Origin of the sequence: Teichococcus coralli, from assembly GCF_009829925.1 — a bacterium.
GTDB classification, from domain to species: domain Bacteria; phylum Pseudomonadota; class Alphaproteobacteria; order Acetobacterales; family Acetobacteraceae; genus Pseudoroseomonas; species Pseudoroseomonas coralli.
This window is the reverse complement of sequence record NZ_SNVJ01000017.1, coordinates 44,162-60,113: the sequence shown is the minus strand read 5'-3', so window position 1 is coordinate 60,113 and position 15,952 is coordinate 44,162. Positions and strand designations below refer to the sequence as shown.

Here is a 15,952-nt window from a genome sequence, read left to right as displayed (position 1 = left end):
CCAAAGGAGGAAACGCGATGCAGGACATGGCGGCCGAAATTGAGGCGCTGCAGGGCTGGGTCGGGCGCAGCGAGGTGGCGGAGGACGAGGCCGCCCTGCCCATCGTGCGCCGCCTGGCGGCGCTGATGGACCGTGACGCCATGGGCTTCCGGCGCGGCGACGCCCTGCCCGAGGGCTGGCACGCCGTGTTCTTCGGCCCGGTCACGCCGCAGTCGCAGCTCGGGCCGGACGGGCACCCGCGCAAGGGCGACTTCCTGCCGCCGGTGCCGCTGCCGCGCCGCATGTTTGCCGGGCGGCGCATCCGCTTCCTGGCGCCGCTGCCGATCGGCGCGGAGTTGCGCCGCACCTCCACCATCGCGGCGGTGACGCCGAAGACCGGGCGCAGCGGCCGGATGGTCTTTGTGCGGGTGGACCACAGCGTTGCGGCGGACGGCCAGGTGGTCGTGACCGAGGAACACGACATCGTCTACCGCGAGGAGGCCACCAGGGCGGCCGCCGCCCCCCCGCCGGCCCCGGCGCCCCTGCCGGAGCCGACCGCCACCGAGGTCTACGCGCCGGACACGGTGACGCTGTTCCGCTACTCGGCCGTCACCTTCAACGGCCACCGCATCCACTACGACCAGCCCTACGCCACGCAGGAGGAGGGCTATCCCGCCCTGGTGGTGAATGGCGGGCTGACCGCGCTGCGGCTCTGCGAAATGGCCAAGCGGCAGTTGCCGGGCGGGCGGATCGGGCGGCTTTCCGTGCGCAACGTGCGGCCCTTCTTCGTCGGGCGGCGGGGCGAGCTGCGCTGCCGGCAGGAAGCGGACGGGCGGCTGCTGCTCTGGGCGCTGGACGAGGCCGGGCGGCCCATCGCCGAAGGCGAGGCCGCGGCATGAGCGGCGGCCCGCTCGCCGGCATCCGCGTGCTGGACGCCACCGGGGTCATCGTCGGCCCTACCGCGACGCTGCTGCTGGCCGAACAGGGCGCCGAGGTCATCAAGGTGGAGCCGCCGGAGGGCGACCTGATGCGCCGCCTCGGCGGCAAGGCGCGTCAGCCCGGCATGTCGCCGAAGTTCCTGCACTTCAACCGCAACAAGCGCTCCATCGTGCTCGACCTCAAGAGCGAGGCCGGGCGCGCGGTGATGCGGCGGCTGGCGGCGCGCACGGACGTCTTCGTCAGCAACATGCGCGCGCGCGCCCTGGCCGCGCTGGGGCTCGACTGGGCCAGCATGGCGGCGCTGAACCCGAAGATGATCCACTGCACCATCTCCGGCTTCGCCAGCGGCGGCCCCTATGACGGCGCGCCGGCCTACGACACCATCATCCAGGGGCTTTCGGGCGTCGCCGCCTGCTTCCAGCGGCAGACCGGCGAGCCGCGCTTCGCCCCCTTCGTGCTGACCGACCACATCGTCGGCATCGTCGCCGCGCAGGCGATCTGCGCCGCGCTGGTCGGGCGCGGGCGCGACGGCGCCGGGCAGGCCATCGAGGTGCCGATGTTCGAGAACGCGGCGGCCTTCGTGCTGTCAGAGCACATGGGCCAGCGCACCTTCGGTCCGGAGGGCGAATTCGGCGACCCGCGCATCATGACGCCCGACGCCCGCCCGCTGCCGACCAGGGACGGCCATATCTGCGTCTCCGCCAATACCGACGCGCAGGCGCGCGGCTTCTTCGACGCCATCGGCCGGCCCGAGCTGAAGGAGGACCCGCGCTTCCGCAGCGTCGGCGCCCGGCTGGAGAACGTCGCCGCCTATTTCCGCGTGCGCACCGAGGCGATGGCCGCGCGCACCACCGACGAATGGCTGCCGCTGCTGCGCCGGCACGACGTGCCGGCGATGCGCTTCCACACGCTGGAAAGCCTGCTGGACGACCCGCAGCTGCGCGGCTCCGGCACGCTCACCGAAGAACCAGAACAACATACGGAGGAAACCATGCTCGGGCTGCGTCACGCGAACCGCTACTCAGGCAGCGGCGCCGCACCCTCGCGTCTGGCGCCGCGGCTGGACGAGGACGGCGAGGCCATCCTGCGCGAGCTCGGCTATTCCGAGACGGAGCGGACGGCGCTGCGCGGCCGCGGCGGGAGCGGGTCATGAGGCGGCGCGAGCTGCTGCTCGGTGCGGCGGCGGGGCTCGCCATGCCGGCGATCGGCCTGCGTGCCGAGCCGGCCTGGCCGAGCCAGCCGCTGCGGCTGGTGGTGCCCTTTCCGCCCGGCGCCGCCAACGACACGCTGGGCCGCGCCATCGCCGACCAGCTCTCGCCGCGGCTTGGCCAGCCCGTCGTGGTGGAGAACCGCGCCGGCGCCGGCGGCGCCGTGGGGGCGGAGAACGTGGCGCGCTCGGCGCCCGACGGCTACACGCTGCTGCTCGGGCATATCGGCACCCTGGCGGTCAATCCGGCGATCTACCCGAACCTGCCCTACGACGTGCTGAAGGACTTCGCGCCGGTGGCGATGATCGCCAAGGTGCCCAATGTGCTGGTGGTGCACCCGAAGCTGCCCTTCCAGGACGTGAGGAGCTTCGTTGACCACGTCCGCGCCCACCCCAACCAGCTCCGCTACTGCTCGGCCGGCAACGGCAGCGCCGGCCATATCGTCATGCTCGCCTTCCTCAACGCGCTGGGCCTGGAGATGGAGCATGTGCCCTATCGCGGCCTCGGACCGGCGCTGAACGATCTGGTGGCCGGCCGGGTGGACGTGACGCTCGGTGGCGCGCCAACCGTGATGCCCCTGGTGCGGCAGGACCTGCTGCGGGCCCTCGCCGTTTCCAGCGCCGGGCGCGTCGCCAGCCTGCCCGAATTGCCCACGGTCGCGGAAACCCTCTCGCCCGGCTTCGATGTCGTGCCCTGGTATGGCATCGCGGCGCCTGCGGCCACGCCGCCGGCCATCATTCTGCGCCTCAATGAAGAGGTGAACGCCAGCCTGAACTCGCCGGCGGTCAAGCAGCGGCTGGAGCAGGAGGGGGCGGTGCCGGCGCCGATGACGCCGGAGCAGTTCGCCTCGCTGATCCACTCCGAACTCGACCGCTGGGCGAAGCTGATCCAGGTGGCGGGCGTGACGGCGAACTGAGGGGGATCAGGGCCGCCGCTGGAGCCCGGCCGGGAAACCATCGCATGTGCCCCCTGACCCCGCCGGAAGCGAGAGGCCAGGGAGGCGACTGCTCGCCCTCGCCTGCGCCGGCGGGGCGGCGCCTTTCAGGGCTGGGATGCCGGAAGCTCCGCCGCCTCGTCCGGGCGGGCCGGCGGATGCCGCGCGGTGTCACGCACCCAGCCGCCGCCATAGCCGGGGATCAGCTCCATCTGCGGGTCCCCGGCGGCGGCGAGCAGCCGGGCCAGGCTGCCCGCCCCGCCGAAGGCGGTGGCCCGCACCTGCGGGCCCAGCTTTTCATGCAGCCGCTTTCCCAGCGCCGGCAGATGCAACGGGGCGGGGGCCCGGGACAGTTCGGCCGTGACCTGGGCGAGGATGGCCTCGCGCACCGCGGCAAGGTCCGGCAGCTCGTCCTCGGGTGGGGCGTGCTCCTCCCATCGCGCCGGCAAAGCCCCGGCCGCCCGCTCCGCAGCCGTGCCCGGCAGCGTGAGACCCTCACGGATGAACTCCTCCGGGCCGACCACCTCGTCGGCGGCGGCGCGATAGGCATCGGCCGTGCTGCCGATGGAGACCAGCAGGGTCCTCCGGTCATGCGCGCGCAGGCGCTGCAGGACGGGCGTGAAGTCGGCGTCGCTGGAGAGGATCACGAAGCTGTCGAAACGCGTGGCGTGCTGCAGGGCGTCGAGCACGTCCATCACCATGACGATGTCGGCGCTGGTCTTGCCGCCGCGCGTCAGGGGCGGGCAATCCGTCACCTGGAAGCCCGCGCGCACCAGGCTGTTGCGGAAGCTGCTGAAGAACACCCGCTCGCCGTTCTCCAGCAACAGCGATCCGCCAGGGTTCAGGTAGCAGCGCCGTAGCAGCAGGCGGCTGCTGCCCTCGTCGGCCGGCAGGCGGCGGGACAGCCAGTCCAGCCAGCGGGCCGGCTCGATGACAAAGGCCTCCGCCGCTTCCGGCGCCTGGGCGCAGAGGGCGCCGAAGATGTTGTCGAAGTCGAGGAAAAGCGCGATTCGGCGTTCCAAGTGCGGCGCCTCCGGTCCTGCGGGGATCATCCTACCGGCAGAGAAGGGCGGAGGCGAGTTCACCCGGAAGGAGGGGGAGGATTACTCGACCTGGCGCTTCTCCAGCTTGCGCGCCAGGGTGCGGCGGTGCAGCCCGAGCCGCCGGGCGGATTCCGAGACGTTGAAGCCGGTTTCCGCCAGGGTCTGATGGATGCGCTCCCATTCCAGCGTCTTGATGGAGGTCGGGCGCTGGCTGAGCGGCGTGCCGGCATCCCCCGCCGCCTTGCCAAATGCGGCCTCGATGTCGTCGGTGTTGGAGGGCTTGGCCAGATAGTGGCAGGCGCCCAGCTTGATGGCCTCCACGGCGGTGGCGATGCTGGCGAAGCCGGTCAGCACGACGATCAGCATGGCCGGGTCATGCGCGTGCAGCGCCTGCACGCAGGTGAGGCCGGAGGCGCCTTCCAGCTTCAGGTCCACCACCGCGTATTGCGGCGTGCGCTCCCGCAGCAGCGCCTCCATCTCCTCAGGGCCCGCCGCGACCATGACCTCGTAGCCGCGCCGCTCGAAGGAGCGCCGCAGGGTCCGGGAGAGGCTGACGTCGTCCTCGACGATCAGCAGCAGGCGATCATGCGGCATCGGCGCGCCTCCTTTCGATGGCGATGGAGCCCAGCGGCAGGGAGAGCGTCACCGTCGCCCCGCCCTCCGGCCGGTTGTGGGCGGCGACGCGGCCGCCGAGCTTGCGCACGACGTTGACCACCAGGAACAGGCCGAGGCCGCGGCCCTGGCGGGCCTTGGTCGAGCGGTAGGGGTTGCCGAACTGCGCCAGCATCTCGGGGGCGAAGCCCACGCCGTTGTCGCGCACCTCCAGGATCAGCGTGGCGCCGTCGCGGGCGGCGGAAAGGCAGATCCGCGAGGCGAAAGCCTCCTGTGCGTTGTTGAACAGGTTGAACAGCACCTGCTTCAGCGTGGGATCGGCGACGATCGGCACCTGGCCGCCAAGGTTGTTCTCCAGCGAGATGCGGGCGCGCGGGCGCAGCGCGCTCCATTCCTGCACCAGCCCCTCGAGGAAGGCGTCGAGGGTGGTGACCGCCGCGGCCTCGCCGCGGGCTTCTCCGGCCGAGAGCAGGATGCCGCTGATGATTTCCTTGCAGCGGCGCAGCTGCACCTGCATCTCCTCGATGTCGTCCTGCAGGTCGGGACTGTCGCGCAGCGCCGGCATGTGTCGCCAGTCGCCCAGGATGACCGACATGGTCGCCAGCGGCGTGCCCAGCTCATGCGCCGCGCCGGAGGCGAGCAGGCCCATGCGCACGATGTGCTCCTCCTCGACCGCCTGCCGCCGGAGATCCGCCAGCCGTGCGTCGCGCGCGCGCAGGTTGCCGCTGACGCGGGTGACGAAAACCACCAGCAGCGCGGCATCCAGGATGAAGCAGACCAGCAGCCCCTGGAGGTGCAGCCGAAAGGGATCGGCGCTGAGGGCGGAGGGCAGGACCAGCGGCCGGTGCGCCAGGGACAGGCCGAGAAAGCAGAGCGTGGTGATGGCCGCCATGGCCCAGGCCCAGCGGATCTGCAGCAGCACCGCCGCCATGGTGACCTGCAGCAGGAAAAGCGAGATGAAGGGGTTGGTCACCCCGCCGCTGAGATAGAGCTGCACGGTCAGCGCCGCCACGTCCAGCAGCAGGACCACGAAAAGCTCGGCCTGACCGACGGGAGCGCGCAGCCGCAGGCGCAGCAGGCTGAGCAGGTTCAGCAGCGCCAGCGCCACCACCACCGCCGCCATGGGCAGCAGCGGCAGGTCCACCTCCAGCACGAGCTGCACGAAGCCGATCGTGATCACCTGCCCAACCGCCGCCAGCCAGCGCAGTTGGATCAGCTGCAGCATGTTCTTGCTGCCGGTGGCATCGGGGGAGGGAAGGGCGGTGCGGCCGCCGGCGGGTCCGGCGGGAAGCCCGTCTCCCTGAAAGGGGAACCCCCAGAGTGCGCCGAGCAGGCGCCGCCAGCGGGCCGCGGGCGCCGTCTCGCTCACTGCCATCTCCCTCCTCTCCAACGGTCTGGCCGGCGGCCGGGCTGCTCAGGGGCGCTTGCCCCGGCGGATGCGCCATTCCTCGCGCGCGGCATAGAAGGTGGTGCCGGCCAGCATCAGCGCCAAGGCATACCAGGTGATCGCGTACACCAGGTGGTTGTTGGGGAAGGAGATGACGGTGAGGCCGCCGACCGGGTAGGCGCGGGGGTCCGGACCCGCCTCGGCGTCGATGAAGTAGGGCGCCACCTCTCCCAGCCCCTGGTTGGCGGCGATGGCCGCCACGTCGCGCGAGTACCAGCGGCCTTCCGCCGGCACGTTGCCGCGGAGGAAGGCACCGCCCGGCTCACCGAGGCGCAGCAGGCCGGTGACGGCAACGGTGCCCGCGGGCGTCGCGCCGAGATGGCCGGTGGCTTCCTCCCGGTCGCCGGGAACGAAGCCGCGGTTGATCAGCACGGTGAAGCCCCCTTGCGTCCGGAAAGGGGTGAGCACCCAGTAGCCGGCGCCCAGGACGGTGCTTGCCTGCACCAGCGTGCTGTTGCCGGGGAGGTACCGGCCGGCGGCGCGGACGTGGCGGTACTCGTCACGCGCGGCGGACACCTGCGGCCACTCGGGGGGCGCGGGGGGCGGCACCGGCGCCGCATGGACCCGGGCGTCCACCCGGGCGATCAGGTCGAGCTTCCAGGCACGGCGCGCGACCTGCCAGTTGCCCAGCGCCACCAGGATGATGACGCCAAGCACCGCCAGCGCCCCGAGCAGGGCGAGGAGGCGCGGCGAGCGGGGTCGCCCGGCCTCCTCCGCCGCCGCCGCGGGGCCTGGCGCGGGCATCCTCAGGGCATTCCGCGCATGTCGTGGGCCGGCATGGGCATCATGTTGGCGTTGAGGTGGTACATCACCCAAAGCGAGCCGCTCAGCGTGATGGCCACGATCACGATCGTGAAGATCAGCGCCAGCATGGTCCAGCCGCCTTCCGAGCGCGTGTTCATGTGCAGGAAGTAGACCATGTGCACGATCACCTGCACCACGGCCAGCGCCATGATGCCGAAGGCCGTGACCTGCGGGTTCGCGAACACGTCGCCCATGACCAGCCAGAAGGGAATGGCCGTCAGGATGACGGCGAGGGCGAAGCCGGTCAGATAGCCCTTCAGCGTGCCGTGTCCGGCGCCATCGCCATGCGCGTGCCCGTGCCCGTGCCCGTGCCCGTGACCAGGGTTGTGGTGCTGCGCGAGGGTGTCGGGGCTCATTGCAGCACTCCCATCAGGTAGACGAACGAGAAGACGCCGATCCAGATGACGTCCAGGAAGTGCCAGAACAGGCTCAGGCACATCAGGCGCCGCTTGTTGTCCTCGATCAGGCCGCGCTGCGCGACCTGCACCATCAGCGTCACCAGCCAGATCAGGCCGCAGGTGACGTGCAGGCCGTGCGTGCCGACCAGGGTGAAGAAGGAGGACAGGAAGGCGCTGCGCTGCGGCCCCGCGCCCTCGGCGATCAGGTGCGCGAACTCGTAGAGCTCGAAGAAGATGAAGGCGGCGCCGAACAGGCCGGTGATGGCCAGCCAGAGCAGCGTCATGCCCTTCCTGTTGCGCTCCATCTCCAGCATGGCGAAGCCATAGGTGATGGAGGAGAACAGCAGCATGGCGGTGTTGAGCGCCACCAGCGGCAGGTCGAACAGGTCGGCCCCGGACGGCCCGGCCGCGTAGCTGCGGCCGAGCACGCCATAGGTGGCGAAGAGCACGGCGAAGATGAGGCAGTCGCTCATCAGGTAGATCCAGAAGCCCAGCATGGTGCTGGCCCCGGAATGCGCGTGCTCCTCCTCCGCCACGTAGAAGGCCACTTCCTCCGCGGGGGTGGCGGCGTGCAGGGTGGGTGCGGACATGGGCTTACTCTCCCGCCATCAGAGCGGTGCGGGTCCGCTCGGTGCGGTCCACCACCTCGGAGGGGATGTGGAAGTCCCGGTGGTAGTTGAAGGTGTGGCCGATGGAGATGACAACCATTGCCACGAAGCTCAGCGCCGCCAGCCACCACATGTACCAGATCATGCCGAAGGCGAAGGCGATCGACAGGCCGGCCAGGATGATGCCGGTGCCGGTGTTCTTCGGCATGTGGATCGGGCGGAAGCCGTGCAGCGGGCGGGTGTAGCCGCGCTGCTTCATGTCCCACCACGCATCATGGTCATGGATGATGGGCGTGAAGGCGAAGTTGTAGACCGGCGGCGGCGAGGAGGTGGACCACTCCAGCGTGCGGCCGCCCCAGGGGTCGCCGGTCAGGTCGCGCAGCTGCTCGCGCTTCATGAAGCTCACCACCAGCTGGATCAGGAAGCTGGCGATGCCGCAGGCGATCAGCACCGCGCCGAAGGCGGCGACGACGAACCAGATCTGCAGCGAGGGGTCGTCGAAATGGTTGAGGCGGCGGGTCACGCCCATCAGGCCGAGCACGTAGATCGGCATGAAGGCGACCCAGAAGCCGATCAGCCAGAACCAGAAGGACATCTTGCCCCAGAACGGGTCCAGCTTGAAGCCGAAGGCCTTGGGGAACCAGTAGGCGATGCCCGCGAACATGCCGAACACCACGCCGCCGATGATGACGTTGTGGAAATGGGCGATCAGGAACAGGCTGTTGTGCAGCTGGAAGTCGGCCGGGGGCACCGCGAGCATGACGCCGGTCATGCCGCCGATCACGAAGGTGACCATGAAGCCCACGGTGTACATCATCGGCACTTCGAACCGGATGCGGCCGCGGAACATGGTGAAGAGCCAGTTGAAGATCTTCGCGCCCGTCGGGATCGAGATGATCATCGTCGTGATGCCGAAGAAGGAGTTGACGCTGGCGCCCGACCCCATCGTGAAGAAGTGGTGCAGCCACACCAGGTAGGACAGGATGGTGATCACCACGGTGGCGTAGACCATCGAGGTGTAGCCGAAGAGGCGCTTGCTGCAGAAGGTGGAGGTGACCTCGGAGAAGACGCCAAAGGCCGGCAGGATCAGGATGTAGACCTCCGGGTGGCCCCAGATCCAGATCAGGTTCACGTACATCATCGGGTTGCCGCCGAGGTCGTTCGTGAAGAAGTTGGTTCCCACGTAGCGGTCGAGCGACAGCAGCACCAGCACGGCGGTCAGCACCGGGAAGGAGGCGACGATCAGCACGTTGGTGCAGAGCGCGGTCCAGGTGAAGACCGGCAGCTTCATCATGGTCATGCCCGGCGCCCGCATCTTGACGATGGTGGCGATCAGGTTGACGCCCGAGAGCAAGGTGCCGATGCCGGCGACCTGCAGGGCCCAGATGTAGTAGTCGACGCCCACCCCGGGGCTGCCCTCCAGCCCCGAGAGCGGCGGATAGGCCAGCCAGCCGGTCTGCGCGAACTCGCCCACGAACAGCGACATCATGACGATGACGGCGCCCGAGACGGTCATCCAGAAGCTGAAATTGTTCAGGAAGGGGAAGGCGACGTCGCGCGCGCCGATCTGCAGCGGCACCACGAAGTTCATGAGCCCCGTCACCAGCGGCATGGCGACGAAGAAGATCATGATCACGCCGTGGGCGGTGAAGATCTGGTCGTAGTGGTGCGGCGGCAGGTAGCCCTCGGAGCCGCCGAAGGCGATCGCCTGCTGCGCCCGCATCATCAGCGCGTCGGCGAAGCCACGCAGCAGCATGATGAGCGCCAGCACGATGTACATGATGCCGATGCGCTTGTGGTCCACGCTGGTCAGCCACTCGCGCCACAGGTAGCCCCAGGCCCGGAAGTAGGTCAGGGCGCCCAGCATCGCGGCGCCGCCCAGCGCCACCGCCAGGAAGGTGACCACCAGGATCGGCTCGTGAAGCGGGAAGGATTCCCAGGAGAGCCGCCCGAAGACGAAGCTCCAGAAGTCCGGATTGCTGGACATGGCGTTACTCTGTCGTTCCAGGGGAGGCGGGACGCGGCGCGGCGTCCGAGCCGGTGGCGCCATAGGGCTGGTCGATCGTGCAGAAGGACAGCACGTAGCGCCGCTCGGCGCCCCGCGCGTCCTCGCCCGGACGGCCGGCGGCGGCATGCTGGACCCGCTTGGTCACCACGTTCAGGGTGCCGGCCATGCCGGCGCCGCCCTGCGCGTCGATGCGGGCCATCTCGCTCATGCACATCTTGCCCGGCTCCACGCAGCGCTCGACGATGGCGCCGTACAGCTCGGGATCCACGCTGCCGAAGCGGCGGACCGGCTCCCTGGTGCTGGGCTGCGCCATCGCCAGGTACTCCTGCCGCCCGAGGCGCTCGCCGGAAGCCTTCGCCTCGGCCACCCAGGCGTTGAAGTCGGTCTGGCTCAGGCCATGGAACTTGAAGTGCATGTCCGAGAAGCCATGGCCGCTGTAGTTGGCCGAAAGCCCCTGGTAGACGCCGGGCTCGTTGATCACGGCGTGCAGCTTCGTGACCATGCCGGGCATGGTGTAGACCATCCCGGCCAGGGCGGGGATGGAGAATGAGTTCATCATCGTCGAGGAGGTCAGGCGGAAGTTGATCGGCGCATCCACCGGCGCCGCCAGCTCGTTGACCGTCGCGATCCCCTGCTCGGGGTAGATGAACAGCCACTTCCAGTCGAGCGAGACGACGTCCACCTCCAGCGGCCGCACCTCGTCGCGCAGCGGCGTGCTGGCGTCGATGCGCGAAAGCGGCCGGTAGGGATCGAGCAGGTGCGTGCTGACCCAGGTCAGCGCGCCCAGCGCCACGATGATGGCGAGCGGCGCCGACCAGATGACGACCTCCAGGCCGGTCGAATGATTCCATTCCGGATCATACTTGGCCTTGGTGTTCGAGGCCCGGTAGCGCCAGGCGAAGAACAGGGTCAGCAGGATGACGGGCACAATGATGAGCAGCATCAGCACCGTCGAGTAGACGATCAGGTCGCGCTGCTGCGCGGCGATGTCGCCCGAAGGGTTGAGGATGGTCATCTTGCAGCCGGAGAGAATGGCCGCGAGGGCCATCAGGGGCAGGATGCGCAGGATCTTGCGGGACATGCCGTTCAATCAGGGAGCCATGTTGCAGTGCGGCGGTACATAGGCGCGCCAGCGGCATGCGGGGATTGGACACTTTGTCCTATCGCCAGCCGCGGATTGCCCGTGCTACGGCCGGACGCTAAAGGCTTTGCGCTCGGATGGCCCCAGGGCTTCAGCGCCGGGCCGCGGAGGGCGGGCGCCGCACGGATCGGCCGGAGCGCCCGCAACCTCCAGCGGAGCGGCGGCATCCAGCGGGTCGAAGTCTGGAGGACAGGGCTTGATCACGAGCAGCTACAATCAGGGATTGCCGAACTCGGCCGAACTCGAGCGCGATGCGCGGCTGGCCAATGCCGACCATCACGCGGTCTCGCCCGGCGAGATCGCGATCGGGGTCGTGATCGGACGCATGTCCGAGTTCTTCGACTTCTTCGTCTATGCCATCGCCTCGGTGCTGGTCTTCCCGCGCTTCCTCTTTCCCGACACCGACGCGACCGTGGCGATGCTCTACTCCTTCGCCCTGTTCTCGCTCGCCTTCATCGCCCGGCCGCTCGGCTCCTCCCTCTTCATGGCGCTGGACCGAAGGCATGGCCGCGGCGTGAAGCTGACGGTGGCGCTGTTCCTGCTGGGCGGCTCCACGGCCGCGATCAGCATGCTGCCGGCGCCCGAGGTGTTCGGCGCCGCCACGATCGTGCTGCTCGGCCTGGCCCGCTTCGCGCAGGGGCTGGCGCTGGGTGGCGCCTGGGATGGCCTGGCCTCCCTGCTGGCGCTGAACGCCCCGCAGAAGCGGCGGGGCTGGTATGCCATGGTGCCGCAGCTTGGCGCGCCGCTCGGCTTCCTGCTGGCCGCCGGGCTTTTCGCCTTCCTGGTATCCTCCCTGCCGGAAGCCGACTTCCAGAGCTGGGGCTGGCGCTATCCCTTCTTTGTTGCCTTCACCATCAACGTCGTGGCGCTGTTCGCGCGGCTGCGCCTGGTGGCCACGCGGGAATTCGCGGCCCTGCTGCAGCGGGACGAGCTGCAGCCCGCCCACATCTCGGACGTGGTGACGGTGAGCGGCCGCAACCTCGTGGTCGGCGCCTTCGTGCCGCTCGCCTGCTTCGCGCTGTTTCACCTCGTCACCGTCTTTCCGCTGGCCTGGATCGCGCTGCGCACCGACCGCGGCATTGCCGAGTTCCTGATGGTGCAGGCCGCAGGCGCCGCGATCATGCTGCTGACCGTCATCCTGTCCGGCTGGATCGCCGACCGGATCGGCCGGCGGCGGCTGCTTGCGGGCGGCGCGGTGCTGATCGGCGGCTTCGCCTTTCTCGGCCCCTTCCTGCTGAGCCAGGGTTCCTCCGGCCATACCAGCTTCGTCCTGCTTGGCTTCGCCCTGCTCGGCCTCTCCTTCGGCCAAGCGAGCGGCGCGGTGGCCTCGAACTTCGCCCGCCGCTTCCGCTACACCGGCGCTGCCCTGACCTCGGACATCGCCTGGCTGGTGGGCGCCGGCTTCGCGCCGCTTGTGGTGCTGGCCCTTTCGCAGTGGCTCGGGCTGGCCGCGGTCGGCGGCTACCTGCTTTCCGGCGTGATCTGCACGCTGCTGGCGCTGGCGACGAACCGGCAGATGCAGATGGAAATCCGCGACCAGTAAGGCGCGACCTGGCCGGGAGGGGCGGTGCCCCCTCCCGCCTCGATGTCGCCGCCGGGTCGCGGCGCCTCACTCCTTCCGGGGTCGCCCGAAGGAAGCGTTCAGCATGTTGGCCATCGCTTCCTGCATCTGGCCCGGCGTCCAGGGCGTGGCCGGGACCCAGGCCTTCATCAGGGCCTCCGGCGCCATGCTGGCCAGGGCATCCAGCATCTGCCGCTCCATCTTCTGCATCACCGCCGCCTGCATGGGCTTGACGTCCGGCAGGCCGAAGAAGGTGCGCGCCTCCTCCGGCGTGCAGTCGATCTCGATGTTGAACTTCACAGGGCTTCCCTCCTCCTCCGGCGCCTACTTCTCCAGCACGTAGCGGCCCGGCGCGTCCTCCAGCGGCGGGTGGGCCGCGTTGCCCAGGCCCGGGGGGGCGCCGCGTGGCCCGGAGCGCTCGGCCAGCCACGCTGCCCAGTCCGGCCACCAGCTCCCGGCCTGCTGCGTGGCGGCCAGCCGCCACTCGCCCGCGGTCGGAGGCACCGGCGCGGACGCATCGGTGGTCCAGTGGAAGCCCTTGCCGCCCGGCGGGTTGATGATCCCGGCGATGTGGCCGCTGGAGGCGAGCACGAAGCGCACCTTTCCTCCCGCCAGCCGGGTGATGCGCCAGGCGGCGTCCCAAGGCACGATATGGTCCTTCTCCGCGCCAACGGCATAGATGTCGTTGCGGATGCGGCCGAGGTCGACGGCTTCGCCCTTCAACTGGATCCGGCTCGGCACGATCAGGTTGTTCTCGCGATAGGTGTTGCGCAGGTACCAGCTGTGCGCCGTCCGCGCCATGCGGGTGCCGTCGCTGTTCCAGTAGAGCAGGTCGAAGGCGGGCGGCTTCTCGCCCATCAGGTAGTTGTTGACGACATTCGCCCAGATCAGGTCGTTGGAGCGCAGCAGGTTGAACATGTTGGACATCTCGCGGCTGTCCAGATAGCCGCGCTCCATCATCTGCCGCTCGATCAGGTCGATGCCGCTGTCCTCCATGAACACCGCGGTGTCGCCCACCTTGGCGAAGTCCTGCAACGACACCATCAAGGTGGCGGCGTTGAAGCGCTTGTCCTTCTTCGCGGCCAGCCAGGCCAGCACCATGGCCAGCAGCGTACCTCCGATGCAGTAGCCCATCACGTTCACCTGGGCGGCCCCGGTGATCTCGCGGGCCACCGTGCAGGCCTCCAGCGGGCCAAGCTCCATGTAGTCCTCGATGGTGATGCCATCCATCGCGGCGTCCGGGTTCTTCCAGGAAACCATGAACACGGTGAAGCCCTGCTCGGTCAGGTAGCGCACCATGCTGTTCTTCGGCTGCAGGTCCAGGATGTAGTACTTGTTGATCCAGGGCGGCAGGATCAGCAGCGGCGTGGCATGCGCGGTCTCGGTGGTCGGCGCGTACTGGATCAGCTCGATCAGCCGGTTGCGGTGGACCACCTTGCCGGGCGAGAGGGCGAGATTGCGGCCGGGCTCGAAGGCCGAGGCATCCACCATGCTCAGGCGGCCGGCCTGCAGGTCGTTCATGAGGTTGCGGGTGCCGTCGGCCACGCTGGCGCCGCCGGTTTCCATGGCCCGGCGCAGGGCGGCGGGGTTGGAGATCAGCAGCAGCGAGGGACTCGTGGCGTCCACGAACTGCCGCAGATGGAAGCCGATGCGCTGCCGCTCGGCCGGCTCCATGTCCTCCGCCTCGCCCTGCCGGAGCAGCCAGTCCGAGGCCAGGAGATAGGCTTCCTTCAGCGTCCGGTAGGCGGGGTTGTTGTGCCATTCCGGCGCCGCGAAGCGTTTGTCGTTGCCTTGAGGCGGCGTGGCGGCGGCCTGGGAGCCCTCCAGCCAGCGCCGCCCGGCCTCCGTCCAGCTGTCGGCGGCGCTGCGCCAGAGCGCGGCGTTCAGCTCGATGGTGGCGGTCAGTGCCTTGCCGGGATCGCCCAGCGAGCGCAGCCAGACGATGCGCAGGGCGCGGGCGATCTCGGCCCAGTCCACCGGAATGACCTGGCGCAGCGGGTTGGCGTTCCACAGATGATCGACCGCGCGCAGCAGCGGGTCCTGGCTGAGCCGCTTGGTCAGGTGCCGCATGCCGGTGGCAAGGAACTGGCCGGCCAGGGCGTCGCTGGGCAGCGTGGCCCTGGAAGGCTGCGCGGCGGCTCCCTCCGGGGCGCGCCCGTCCGGCGCCATCCAGGCGGACCAGAGGCCGAGCAGCGCATCAAAGCCGGCGGGCCCGGGCCCGGCCGCATCACCGCCGCTTCGTTCCCCGCCGGCAGGCTGCGGCCTCTCCTTGTCTCGCCCTTTCTCCTCCGGCATGGCGTTCTCCCCCTTGAGACATGCTTCGCTCGTTCAGGCACGTTCCGCCTCGGCCCGCCAGAGTATGGAGTTGCGCTTTCGGCTGTCCATCAAACGGCGCAGCGACCTCGCCCGGGAAGCGGGTGGGCCAGTCCGAAAGGGTAAGGATTGATCCTGCCCATGGTTGCAGGCGGCGGCTTCGCGGAGGAGCGGGGATGAGGAGGGACATGCCGCCGCCCTCCGGGACGCAACCTCCTTTGGCCCGCGACGTTCATCCTCATTGACCAAGGCAGGGCGTTGGGGTGCAAGGCCGGGACGTCGCGCCGCCTGTGCCCGGCGAAGGATCATGGATGAGGGTGCGGACGGCGGAACGAGATCGAACTTCGTTCGTGGTAGCTCCTTGGTTGAGTGTCACCGCATGCGGATGATCCTTGCCAAGGCGCCGGGTTGGACGCAGGCTGCCCTGTGCAGAGGGCGAGGGCAGCGAAGATCGGGTTCCCGCCCCACTCCTCCGGCGTGGGAAAATTTGCCACATCATCTGCGATGATGGTGAGGTGCCAGGCGTCCGTCGCGTGCTGCGGCAATTTCGGAACCCCTGGACCATGCCGAGCCCATGCCGAGCCGACCGAGTTTTGCGGACCGCCACTCTGAAGAGGAAAACATGAGAAGCCGACGTATCGGGAATACGTCCGCGCCAGGGCTGGCGCGGGCCGAGAGCGACAGGCCCGACCGCCCGGAGCCGGCGCGGCCGGGCCATGCGGCCGGCCTGTGGAAGACGTTGCAGGCGCGCGCCAGCACGACGCCGCTCTGGTGCGATGCCTGCCTCAACACAGGCGTGGTGGATTGTTACTGCGGCGGCGACCTCTGCATCTGCGACCGCTATGGCACGGCGCCTTGCCCGGCCTGCGGCGGGTTGCTCGCCTGGGCGGAGGAGGCGGTTCCGGGCTCGGCGTGAGGCCATGCCGATGATGCCGAAGGCCTGATTTTCCCCTAACC

The 15,952-nt window shown here is 69.5% G+C and carries 15 protein-coding genes; 5 read left to right on the top strand and 10 right to left on the bottom strand.

Features of this window, described 5'->3' with window-relative positions; genetic code table 11:
* Positions 1 to 17 precede the first annotated feature (17 nt).
* From E0493_RS17110 to E0493_RS17100, 3 genes are read left to right on the top strand one after another with little or no spacing between them, the layout of a single operon-like run.
* Positions 18 to 878, top strand: coding sequence for an FAS1-like dehydratase domain-containing protein (locus E0493_RS17110; protein WP_160938461.1), 861 nt, complete (start codon positions 18 to 20; stop codon positions 876 to 878).
* Entirely contained in the window at positions 875 to 2,071 is a 1,197-nt protein-coding gene (locus E0493_RS17105; RefSeq protein ID WP_160938460.1) for a CaiB/BaiF CoA transferase family protein, read from the top strand. The genes E0493_RS17110 and E0493_RS17105 overlap by 4 nt, the downstream gene beginning before the upstream one ends.
* The gene (locus E0493_RS17100) at positions 2,068 to 3,042 is read left to right on the top strand and encodes a Bug family tripartite tricarboxylate transporter substrate binding protein (protein WP_160938459.1); all 975 of its coding nucleotides are present in this window, start codon (positions 2,068 to 2,070) and stop codon (positions 3,040 to 3,042) included. Before E0493_RS17105 ends, E0493_RS17100 begins: the two co-directional genes overlap by 4 nt.
* Positions 3,043 to 3,167: 125 nt before the next feature.
* Here E0493_RS17100 and E0493_RS17095 read toward each other — a convergent pair whose 3' ends face one another.
* From E0493_RS17095 to cyoA, 8 genes are all read right to left on the bottom strand, one after another.
* Positions 3,168 to 4,082 carry an NYN domain-containing protein gene (locus tag E0493_RS17095; RefSeq protein WP_160938458.1) on the bottom strand — a complete coding sequence of 305 codons (915 nt, stop codon included), beginning with the start codon at positions 4,080 to 4,082 and terminating at the stop codon, positions 3,168 to 3,170.
* Between the two features lie 81 nt (positions 4,083 to 4,163).
* Positions 4,164 to 4,697 carry a response regulator transcription factor gene (locus E0493_RS17090; RefSeq protein WP_160938457.1) on the bottom strand — a complete coding sequence of 178 codons (534 nt, stop codon included), beginning with the start codon at positions 4,695 to 4,697 and terminating at the stop codon, positions 4,164 to 4,166.
* The gene (locus tag E0493_RS17085) at positions 4,687 to 6,084 is read right to left on the bottom strand and encodes an ATP-binding protein (protein WP_367614533.1); all 1,398 of its coding nucleotides are present in this window, start codon (positions 6,082 to 6,084) and stop codon (positions 4,687 to 4,689) included. Before E0493_RS17085 ends, E0493_RS17090 begins: the two co-directional genes overlap by 11 nt.
* Before the next feature lie 45 nt (positions 6,085 to 6,129).
* A complete protein-coding gene (locus E0493_RS17080; RefSeq protein WP_160938456.1) occupies positions 6,130 to 6,906 on the bottom strand; it encodes an SURF1 family protein in 777 nt (258 codons plus the stop codon).
* A gap of 2 nt (positions 6,907 to 6,908) precedes the next feature.
* Entirely contained in the window at positions 6,909 to 7,322 is a 414-nt protein-coding gene (gene cyoD / locus E0493_RS17075) for a cytochrome o ubiquinol oxidase subunit IV (protein WP_160938455.1), read from the bottom strand.
* On the bottom strand, positions 7,319 to 7,954 hold the full coding sequence (gene cyoC / locus E0493_RS17070) for a cytochrome o ubiquinol oxidase subunit III (RefSeq protein ID WP_160938454.1): 636 nt from the start codon (positions 7,952 to 7,954) through the stop codon (positions 7,319 to 7,321). The genes cyoD and cyoC overlap by 4 nt, the downstream gene beginning before the upstream one ends.
* 4 nt (positions 7,955 to 7,958) lie before the next feature.
* The gene (gene cyoB / locus E0493_RS17065) at positions 7,959 to 9,959 is read right to left on the bottom strand and encodes a cytochrome o ubiquinol oxidase subunit I (RefSeq protein ID WP_160938453.1); all 2,001 of its coding nucleotides are present in this window, start codon (positions 9,957 to 9,959) and stop codon (positions 7,959 to 7,961) included.
* 4 nt (positions 9,960 to 9,963) lie between these two features.
* Positions 9,964 to 11,061 carry a ubiquinol oxidase subunit II gene (gene cyoA, locus E0493_RS17060; protein WP_160938452.1) on the bottom strand — a complete coding sequence of 366 codons (1,098 nt, stop codon included), beginning with the start codon at positions 11,059 to 11,061 and terminating at the stop codon, positions 9,964 to 9,966.
* A 256-nt stretch (positions 11,062 to 11,317) separates the two neighbouring features.
* Between cyoA and E0493_RS17055 the strand changes: the two genes are divergently transcribed.
* Entirely contained in the window at positions 11,318 to 12,664 is a 1,347-nt protein-coding gene (locus tag E0493_RS17055) for an MFS transporter (protein WP_160938451.1), read from the top strand.
* Positions 12,665 to 12,730: 66 nt separating this feature from the next.
* Here the strand turns inward: E0493_RS17055 and E0493_RS17050 are convergent, their stop codons facing one another.
* Positions 12,731 to 12,982, bottom strand: coding sequence for a DUF6489 family protein (locus E0493_RS17050; protein WP_160938450.1), 252 nt, complete (start codon positions 12,980 to 12,982; stop codon positions 12,731 to 12,733).
* A gap of 24 nt (positions 12,983 to 13,006) precedes the next feature.
* The gene (locus E0493_RS17045) at positions 13,007 to 14,977 is read right to left on the bottom strand and encodes a PHA/PHB synthase family protein (RefSeq protein WP_202397181.1); all 1,971 of its coding nucleotides are present in this window, start codon (positions 14,975 to 14,977) and stop codon (positions 13,007 to 13,009) included.
* 640 nt (positions 14,978 to 15,617) lie between these two features.
* Here E0493_RS17045 and E0493_RS17040 point away from each other — a divergent pair.
* On the top strand, positions 15,618 to 15,911 hold the full coding sequence (locus E0493_RS17040) for a hypothetical protein (RefSeq protein ID WP_160938449.1): 294 nt from the start codon (positions 15,618 to 15,620) through the stop codon (positions 15,909 to 15,911).
* Positions 15,912 to 15,952: the final 41 nt, after the last annotated feature.

Coding starts and splice junctions, on each gene's coding strand:
- cyoC (WP_160938454.1), bottom strand. CDS start 7,954: ATGTCCGCACCCACCCTGCACGCCGCCACCCCCGCGGAGGAAGTGGCC.
- E0493_RS17100 (WP_160938459.1), top strand. CDS start 2,068: ATGAGGCGGCGCGAGCTGCTGCTCGGTGCGGCGGCGGGGCTCGCCATG.
- E0493_RS17090 (WP_160938457.1), bottom strand. CDS start 4,697: ATGCCGCATGATCGCCTGCTGCTGATCGTCGAGGACGACGTCAGCCTC.
- E0493_RS17040 (WP_160938449.1), top strand. CDS start 15,618: ATGAGAAGCCGACGTATCGGGAATACGTCCGCGCCAGGGCTGGCGCGG.
- E0493_RS17080 (WP_160938456.1), bottom strand. CDS start 6,906: ATGCCCGCGCCAGGCCCCGCGGCGGCGGCGGAGGAGGCCGGGCGACCC.
- cyoA (WP_160938452.1), bottom strand. CDS start 11,061: ATGTCCCGCAAGATCCTGCGCATCCTGCCCCTGATGGCCCTCGCGGCC.
- E0493_RS17045 (WP_202397181.1), bottom strand. CDS start 14,977: ATGCCGGAGGAGAAAGGGCGAGACAAGGAGAGGCCGCAGCCTGCCGGC.
- E0493_RS17105 (WP_160938460.1), top strand. CDS start 875: ATGAGCGGCGGCCCGCTCGCCGGCATCCGCGTGCTGGACGCCACCGGG.
- E0493_RS17110 (WP_160938461.1), top strand. CDS start 18: ATGCAGGACATGGCGGCCGAAATTGAGGCGCTGCAGGGCTGGGTCGGG.
- cyoD (WP_160938455.1), bottom strand. CDS start 7,322: ATGAGCCCCGACACCCTCGCGCAGCACCACAACCCTGGTCACGGGCAC.
- cyoB (WP_160938453.1), bottom strand. CDS start 9,959: ATGTCCAGCAATCCGGACTTCTGGAGCTTCGTCTTCGGGCGGCTCTCC.